The organism is Pseudomonas sp. S5F11, from assembly GCF_019641515.1.
Taxonomy (GTDB): Bacteria; Pseudomonadota; Gammaproteobacteria; order Pseudomonadales; family Pseudomonadaceae; genus Aquipseudomonas; species Aquipseudomonas rhodesiae.
The window spans coordinates 5,904,124-5,912,616 of sequence record NZ_JAIFJZ010000001.1; the positions used below are offsets into that span (position 1 = coordinate 5,904,124).

At 61.9% G+C, this 8,493-nt stretch carries 3 protein-coding genes and 6 pseudogenes; all 9 read right to left on the reverse strand.

Annotated elements, in window-relative coordinates:
• Window positions 1–10: 10 nt before the first annotated feature.
• A complete protein-coding gene (locus K1567_RS26870; RefSeq protein ID WP_169868498.1) occupies window positions 11–904 on the reverse strand; it encodes an aldose 1-epimerase in 894 nt (297 codons plus the stop codon).
• A gap of 115 nt (window positions 905–1,019) precedes the next feature.
• Window positions 1,020–2,178 (reverse strand): annotated as a pseudogene (locus tag K1567_RS26875) (TRAP transporter large permease).
• Between the two features lies 1 nt (window position 2,179).
• Entirely contained in the window at window positions 2,180–2,710 is a 531-nt protein-coding gene (locus K1567_RS26880; protein ID WP_220699014.1) for a TRAP transporter small permease, read from the reverse strand.
• A gap of 64 nt (window positions 2,711–2,774) precedes the next feature.
• A pseudogene (locus tag K1567_RS26885) lies at window positions 2,775–3,745 on the reverse strand (TRAP transporter substrate-binding protein).
• A 47-nt stretch (window positions 3,746–3,792) separates the two neighbouring features.
• Window positions 3,793–4,664 (reverse strand): annotated as a pseudogene (locus K1567_RS26890) (SMP-30/gluconolactonase/LRE family protein).
• 30 nt (window positions 4,665–4,694) lie between these two features.
• A pseudogene (locus tag K1567_RS26895) lies at window positions 4,695–5,509 on the reverse strand (NAD-dependent epimerase/dehydratase family protein).
• A 194-nt stretch (window positions 5,510–5,703) separates the two neighbouring features.
• Window positions 5,704–6,962, reverse strand: a pseudogene (locus K1567_RS26900) (OprD family porin).
• A gap of 293 nt (window positions 6,963–7,255) precedes the next feature.
• Window positions 7,256–8,108: pseudogene (gene copD / locus K1567_RS26905) on the reverse strand (copper homeostasis membrane protein CopD).
• Window positions 8,109–8,111: 3 nt separating this feature from the next.
• Window positions 8,112–8,477, reverse strand: a complete 366-nt coding sequence (gene copC, locus K1567_RS26910) for a copper homeostasis periplasmic binding protein CopC (protein WP_047882677.1) — start codon at window positions 8,475–8,477, stop codon at window positions 8,112–8,114.
• Window positions 8,478–8,493 lie beyond the last annotated feature (16 nt).

Below are 8,493 nucleotides of genomic sequence, written 5' to 3' on the forward strand. Positions count from 1 at the left end.
AGCATCTATGTCACTGGTTTGCCGCCATCGGGGGCAAGCCCCCTCCCACAATGGGGACATATTTCAGGCTGAAATCGAGTTGAGTTGATTGGCCTTGTTCCAGCAGCTTCAGGCCCGGCCTGCCCGGCAGGTGATGGGCATTCACCGGATGGCTCACCGGCTCTATGCAAAAGAATCCCAGCCCCGGTGGGCAGTACAGCAGGAAGTAATCGGCCCCCCTGGCCTGGCCTTCCAATACATAGCCCAGCTCCGGCTGTTCGATCCGGCAAGCCCCGTCCCACTGGCAAAAACCGTTGTCCACCTGACGCTCGGGCAGCTCATTGAGCTGCCGGAAATCCCAGTCCGCCGGTATCGATGCCAACCCCGTCGGCAGCTTGGACGCATCACTCAGCCAAACCTGCGCGGCCCTGGCCTGCAACCGCGTGCCTGGTCGGCGCGGAAAATAGGGATGTAAGCCCAAGCCGTGCCATGCCGGCTCCTCGGCCAAATGGGTGACGCGCAACGCAAGACTCAGCGTGCCCTCATGCAAGCGCACGCGCTGCTCGGCGCGATAAGCGAAGGGCGTGTCGCACTCCACCGCCAGCAGCACCTCATCCGCTGCCTGGCTCACCACCTGCCACGCCTGCTGCCAGGCAGAGCCGTGGATCGGCAGCGGGTCGGTCAGGCTGTTGGGCTTGAGCGCCAGCCAACCCAGGGGATTGTCGAAGCCGCCGTGAGCAATGCGATTGGACCACGGCGCCAACGGATAGCAGCCCAGCTTGCCCGGCAGGCCGGTCGCAATGGCCTGCTCGTCGTTATGACGCAACAGCGGCTGGCCGGTGGCGCGCACGCGCCAATTGACGAGGCTGCCGCCCACCGCTGGATTCAAGCTGAGGTGGGTCAACGCATCTTCAAGCTCAATCATCACAGCACCACGCTCGGCAGCCACAGCGACAGCGCCGGGATGTAGGTCACGGCCATCAGGATCAGAAACAGCACGGCATAGAAGGGCACCAGCGCTTTTACGGTTTTTTCGATGCTCACCTTGCCACCGCTGCCCCGACGAACAGCACCGCGCCCACCGGCGGCGTAATCAGGCCGATGCCGAGGTTGACCAGCATAATCATGCCGAAGTGCACCGGGTCGACACCGATGCCGAGCACCACCGGCAGCAGGATCGGCGTGAGGATCAGGATCAGTGGCGCCATGTCCATCACCGTGCCGAGCAACAGCAGCATGATGTTGATGCACATCAGGATCACATAGCGGTTGTCCGACAGGGTCAGGAACAGCGTGGTGATCTTCGCCGGGATCTGCATCAGGGTCATGATGTAGCCGAAGCTGGCGGCAAACGCGATCAGGATCATCACGATGGAAATGGTGCGCACCGTGCGGTGCATCAGCTTGGGCAGCTCGCTCCATTTGTAGTCGCGGTAGATGAACATGGTGACGAAGAATGCCCACAGCACCGCAATCGCGGCCGACTCGGTGGCGGTGAAGATGCCCGAGAGGATACCGCCCAGGATGATCACCATGGCCATCAGGCCCCAGAGCGCGTCGGCGGCGATTTCAGCGCCTGCTTGAGGGGGATGACTTCGCCCTTGGGGTAGTCGCGCTTCTTGGCGAAGATCAGGCACAGCACCATCAGACATGCGCTCATCAGCAGGCCGGGGACCACGCCGGCCATGAAATGAGGCGATCGACACCGTGCCGCCGGCCGCCAGGGAGTAGAGCACCGAGTTGTGGCTGGGCGGCGTCAGCAGCGCCTGCACCGAGCCGCTGACGGTAACGGCGGTGGCGAACTCGCGGGGGTAGCCGCGACGTTCCATTTCGGGGATCAGCACCGAGCCCACCGAGGCGGTGTCGGCCCGACGAACCGGAGATGGCGCCGAAGAAGGTCGAGGCCATGATGTTCACCAGCGACAGGCCGCCGCGCACGAAGCCCACCAGTACCCCGGCGAACGCCACCAGCCGCCGCGACATGCCGCCCTCGGCCATGATTGCCCCGGCGAGCACGAAGAACGGGATCGCCATTAGCGAAAACTTGTTCACGCCGCCGGCCACCTGAATCATCAGGGCCTGGAACGGAATGTCGATCCACCACGCGCCGATCAACGCTGACAGCCCCAGGGCGTAGGCCACCGGCATGCCGATCAGGATCAAGGCGATAAAGCTGCCCAACAGAATCAATGCGTCCATATCAGGCAGCCCCTTCGCTTTCTTCCACCAGGTCGAAGCGCACCACGCGCCGGTTGCTCTGGTCACCGAGCAGGAGTTTTTCCACTACGAATATCAGCGTGAGCAGCCCGCCGATGGGGATCGGCATATAGGTGATGCCCACGCGCAGGGTGGGGATGGCGCTCATGAATTGGTTCCAGGTCGACACGCACAGCTTGGCGCCCCAGACCGTCATAAACAGGCAAATACTGCCCATCAGCAGTTGCGTAAAAATACCGACGAGGCGGCGTTGGGCGGGAGGCAGGCGGTCGGTGATCATCGCCACCGACATATGGGCGCCGGCGCGGTAGCTGGCGGCGGCGCCGATGAAGGTGAAGACCAGCATCAGCAGAATGGCGGTGGGCTCCGGCCAGCTGGAGCCGGTGCCGAGGACGTAGCGGGCGAAGATGCCCCAGGGAATGATCAGCGCGACCCCGAGTACCGCGAGGCCGGCGACCCAGATGCAGGTCATGTAAATGCGGTCGTTGATGCGCAGCAGCAGTGAATTCTTCATGGCGTTCACCGTAACCGGGCGCGTCGATGTCGACCGCGCCGGGCCTTGTCAGGGAAGGGGAGGGTTACTGAACGGCGTCGATGCGCTTGATGATGTCGGCGTAGGCCGCGCCGTATTTCGCGCGAATCGGCGCGGTGGCGTCATAGAAGGGTTTTTTGTCGACGGTGATGAATTCCACGCCGGCGGCTTTGAGCTTTTCCTCGCTGCTGGCGGACTTTTTGTCCCACAGCACACGCTCATCGGCCTGGGCGGCCTTGGCGGCGTTTTTCACCATCGCCTGTTGCTCAGGGGTGAGCTTGTTCCAGGTGATTTTCGACATCACGATGGGCTCGGGCAGGATCAGGTGCTCGGTGAGGGTGTAGTACTTGGCGTTCTGGAAGTGGTTGTGTTCCAGCAGGGTCGGCGGGTTGTTTTCGGCGCCGTCGATCACCCCGGTCTGCAGGGCACTGAAGATCTCGCCGGTGTCCATGGCGATGCCGTTGGCGCCCATGGCATTGAAAGCATCGATGAACAGCGGGTTGCCCTGCACGCGGATCTTCATGCCCTTGAGGTCTTCGATCTTGCGCACCGGTTTCTTGGTGTAGAGGTTGCGCGTGCCGCCGTCCATCCAGGCCAGGGCCACCAGGCCGAACTCGGAGTCGGTGATTTTGGCGAGGATCTCATCGCCGATTTCGCCATCGATGACCTTGCGCATATGCGCCTGGTCGCGGAACACGAATGGCAGGTTGAACACGTTCACGTCCGGCACCACCGGGCCGACGATGCCGAGGCTGACGCGGGTCATCTGCACGGCGCCGACCTGGGCCTGTTCGACCACCTCTTTTCCGAACCCAGCACGCCGCCGGGGAAGTACTTGAAGGTCAGTTCGCCGTTGCTTTGCTGGGTCAGGGCCTTGCCCATGTTTTGTTCGGCGACCACGGTGGGGTAGCCGGCGGGGTGAACGTCGGCGAACTTGATTTCCAGCGCGTGGGCGGCGCTGCTGAGAAGAACGCTGAGGGGAAGTGCAGCGGCCAGCAAGGTGCGTTTGAAGTCCATGGGGGTCACTCCTTTGTTATTGTTGTATTCAAGGCACAGCGATGCAGCTAGAGGGCGAAGGTGGGCTCCGGCAATCCGGTGACGGGGTTGAGGGCGAACACGCCGCCGGCGATCGACTGGGGGCCCTGGTCATCACGGATCGAGGTGACGAACAAAGTGTCCAGGCGGCTGCCGCCAAAGGCGCACATGGTGGGTTTTTTCACCGGCACGCTCAGGGAGCGGTCCAGGCGACCTTCGGGGTGAAACGGTGGATCAGACCGGCGTCGTTGGCGCAGATCCAGTAGCAGCCATCGGCATCCACCGCTGCGCCATCCGGACGGCCGAGGTGGTTGTGCATGTCCACAAATACTCGGCGGTTGGACGGCGTGCCGCTGTCGACGTCGTAATCAAAGGCCCAGATCTGTTGCACCAATGGGTGCGAATCCGAGACGTACATCGTGCGCCCGTCCGGGCTGAACGCCAGGCCGTTAAGGGTGATGAAACCGTCCAGTTGGGCATGGGCCGCGCCGTCACCGGTGTAGCGGAAAAGAATGCCTGCGGCGGCGTTCGCACCCATGTCGAGCACCATGCTGCCGGCCCAGAAACGTCCCTGGCGATCGCAGCGGCCGTCGTTCATGCGCATGTCCGGGCGTGGGTGCTCGACGCCGGCCAGCAGTTGGGTATCTAGATGCCCACCGGCCTGGGGGGTGAGTTGGAAAAAACCGCTCTCCATACCCGCGACCCAGCTGCCGGTTTCGGTGCGCGCAATGCAGGCCAGCATGGTGTTGGCATTCCAACGCTGCACTTCACCGCTCTGGGCGCTCCAGCGTTGCAGGCCGCCGTGGGGGATATCGACCCAGTACAGCGCGTTTTCCTCCGGCACCCATACCGGGCATTCACCCACGGCATTGCGGGCGTCGACGATTAATTCAGCAGTCATGGCCACTCATTCCCTTGGATTGGTAAACGCTCAGTCGCCAAACGGCCCAGCCGCGCAGAATGCGCCGCCCTGGAAGACCTTGGCCGGGTCGTTGTCGGCCACCGGTGGCTGGGCTTCGACCTGGGCGCGGAACACTTCGGAGTTGTCTTTGGGCACGAAGCCCAAGTGCGCGGCGTAGCGGTTGTCCCACCAGGTGTCGAGGTTGTCCGACATACCGTAGACCACGGTGTGGCCGACGTTGGGCGTGTACAGGGCGCGTTCGAGCAATTGGGTCAGGTCATCGAAGCTCAGCCAGGTGTGCATCATCCGGCGGTTCTGCGGCTCGGGGAACGAGGAGCCGATGCGGATGCTGACGGTTTCGATGCCGTAGCGATCAAAGTAAAAACTCGCCATGTCTTCGCCGTAGGACTTGGACAGGCCGTAGTAGCTGTCCGGGCGGCGCGGGGAGTGGGCGTCGATTTTTTCGTCTTGCTTGTAGAAACCGATCACATGGTTGGAGCTGGCGAAGATCACCCGTTTGACGCCATGGCGACGGGCGGCTTCGTAGATATGAAAAACCCCAGATATTCGCGCCGAGGACCTCCTCGAACGGACGCTCCACCGACACGCCGCCAAAATGCAGAATCGCGTCGACGCCTTCAACCAGGTGATGCACGGCCTGTTTGTCGGAAAGGTCGCAGCTGCACTTCTTCTTGGGCGTTGGCGGCGGGGGCCATTTCGGCAATGTCCGATAGGCGCAGCACCTGAGCGTAGGGGCGAAGGCGTTCGCGCAGGACTTTGCCCAGGCCGCCGGCGGCACCGGTAAGCAGCAGGCGATGGAAGGGAGCTGGGGTGGTGGTGGTCATGGGCATTCCAGATTTTTGTTGTAAGTTGTCGTATGACTATGTCGAAGTATTGTTAGGGAGTCCCTGGTTGTCAACGTCGATTCGGCTCGCCCCGATAGCGGTGGGTCAGCAAAGGCAGTATCGGCTGACCCGCGTCATCGGGGGCAAGCCCCCTACCACATGGGGTGGGCGTTAGTGTTCAGGTTCGGCAACCTTTAGAGCAACGAGATCGGGTAGCTGATGAATATCCGGTTCTCATCGAACTCGTTGGTGCTGAAATCCCGACGCATCGTGGAGTTGCGCCATTTCACGTTGAGGTTCTTCAGTGCGCCGCTTTGCACGGTGTAGGCCAGTTCCGATTCGCGGCCCCATTCCTTGCCGTCAGTGATCGTTCCGGTGTGCACGTTGCTGCCGCTGATATAGCGGTTCATCAAGGTCAGGCCGGGTACGCCGAGCACCGCGAAGTTGAAGTCGTGACGCAGTTGCCAGGATTTTTCCTTGGCGTTGTCATAGCTGGAGTTGTAGCTGTCGTTGGCCAGGGTGCCGCCGCTGGTGCCGTTGACGCGCATCCACACGCTGTCGCCGCTGAGTTTCTGCAGGCCCACGTAGAACGTGTTGCCGCCGTACTTGGCCGAGAGCAGGGCAAACGCGGTTTTGTTATCCAGGTCGCCGGCCAGGGCGCTGCCGTCTTCCTTGCCGTTGAAAAAACCGAGGTTGGCGCCCAGGGTCCAGTCGCCCAGCGGTTGGCTGTGGATGAGGTTGACGTATTGCTGTTGGTAGATATCGCTCAGTTCGGCGTACCACAGGCCGACTTGGGTGCGTTTGTCATTAAAGGTGTATTCGCCGCCGCCGAAGTTGAAGCGGTCCGACTTGAACGCGGTTTTGCCGTTCATGAACATGTCTTCCATGCTCGCGTCGTTGCGTGGGCTGTTGCCGCGAAATTGCCCGCCGTAGAGGGTCAGGCCGGCGATTTCATTGGAGGTGACCTGGCCACCGCGGAAGGTTTGCGGCAGTGAGCGACCATCGTCGGAGCGCAGGATCGGCAGCACCGGCATCCATTCGCCGACAATTCGGTCTTCGACAGTTTGGTTTTCAGCGCTACGCCCAAGCGCCCGAAGTTGTCGGCGGGGCGACCGTCGTCGTGGATCGGCAGCAACTGGGTGCCGCCGGTGCCTTTGCCGCCGTCGAGCTTCTGCGAATACAGGCCCAGCACATCGATCCCGAAACCCACCGTGCCTTGGGTGTAGCCGGACTTGGCGTCCAGAATGAAGTTCTGCGTCCACTCTTCAGCCTTGCCCTGGGCGTTGCCCGGGTTGGTGAAGTTACGGTTGAAATAGGCGTTGCGCAGGTTGAGCGTGGCCTTGGCGTCGTCGACAAAGCCATCGGCATGCGCGGCGAAGGGTAGGGTGATGCTCAGGCTGCCGAGGCCGACAAGGCCCAGACGTACGCAGGAATTGCGGGCGAATTGACTCACAGTGACGCTCCCTTTCTTTTGTTGTTTTTATTATTTGTTATACGTCGTCGTACAACATTGGGGCGAATATTTGCGGGGTTTTCCTGGAGTGTCAAGCAGAAGTTATACGATGACCAAGGTACGCAAGGTCAATGTGGAAGGGGGCGGCACGGGTATCAGTGAAAACATCCCTTGAGACTCCTTGTGGTGAGCGGGCCTGCTCAGCACAGAGTTATGTGTCAGCCTCTAAGACCTGTGTAGAAACCTATGGCTATCGCAGGCAAGTCGAATCGTCGCACCGCCCCTCCCGCATTTCAGCTAGCCAGGACCATCGGCGGTAAGGTGCCCAGCACCGAAACGGCCCCTACGGCACAAACACCGAGCAGCCACTCCAGCATCACGCTGCCTTTCAAACCGGCCAACTGCTGTTCGCCGCTATCCAGACGCAGCCGGTTCAGCAGTGCCAAGCACAACATACCCAGCACCAGCATCACCTTGATCAATAGAATCAGCGCAAACCCACTGACCAATGCGTTGGCCACAGTTGCCCGGTGAGCACACGCACGTTGATCAACCCGCTCACCAGCAAACCGGCGACCAGCCCATAGCCGACGCCGCTGAAACGCCTGAGGATCGGCTCCAGCCGGTGACGCTGCGCTTGCCTGAGGATCAGCACCAGCAACAGCAACCCACCCAGCCAGGCGCCGACGCACAACAGATGCACCACTTGGTTGAGGATCAGCAGGCGCCCGCTCAGGCCGTCCAGCATGGCGCCATGGCCCACCGGGGCCAGGGTGGCCAGTAACAGCGCGAGCAGCGGCAGGCGCAGCGCCGGCCAGGGTTTGATCAGGGCGATCACCAGCAGCAGGTTCAGCAGCAGATGCCAGACCCACACCTGGCCGAAGAACGTCTTGCCCAGCACCAGGCCCACGGTACCGGGCTGCAGTGCGGCGTCCCAACTGCCGGCCATGCTTGCGGTAATCAGCAGCAACCAAGCCACGCCGGATACCAGCGCCGTCCAGGCCAGCCCACGGGTGAGGCGCAGCAACGTGCGTTCCAAGGCCGGCTGCGTGTCTTTGCCCAGCAGCCAGGGCCTGAAGGCACAAGCGCCGAACATCAGCAACACCACCATAAAACGAAGCGGCACAGCACCAGCAGGGTGGCCATGGGTTATTGGCCGACCTTGAAGCGATAAGTGCCTTCGCTTTTGTGGGTGTCGACGGAGACGGCATGCCACTCGACGGTGTAAGTGCCGGCCGCCAGCGGCGCGGCCGGTGTGACCACCAGGATTTTTTTATTGGCGTCCGGGGTTTCTAAGCCTTTGATGGCGACTTCAGTACCGTCCTTGCTCAGCGAAACCTTGCTGAACGTGGCCTCGACGCCTTCGCTGAACGTCAGCCGCAGGTCTTTGGGGGCGGTGACGGTGCTGTCCTCTGCCGGGTTGGCGCTTTTCAGGTGGGCGTGGGCAAATGCTGCCGAAGCCCCCAGCAGGGAAGCGAGCAGTGCGACAGCAGTCAGGGCTTTCTTGATCAACATGTTGCAATACCCAATC

Coding starts and splice junctions, on each gene's coding strand:
- K1567_RS26870 (WP_169868498.1), bottom strand. CDS start 904: ATGATTGAGCTTGAAGATGCGTTGACCCACCTCAGCTTGAATCCAGCG.
- copC (WP_047882677.1), bottom strand. CDS start 8,477: ATGTTGATCAAGAAAGCCCTGACTGCTGTCGCACTGCTCGCTTCCCTG.
- K1567_RS26880 (WP_220699014.1), bottom strand. CDS start 2,710: ATGAAGAATTCACTGCTGCTGCGCATCAACGACCGCATTTACATGACC.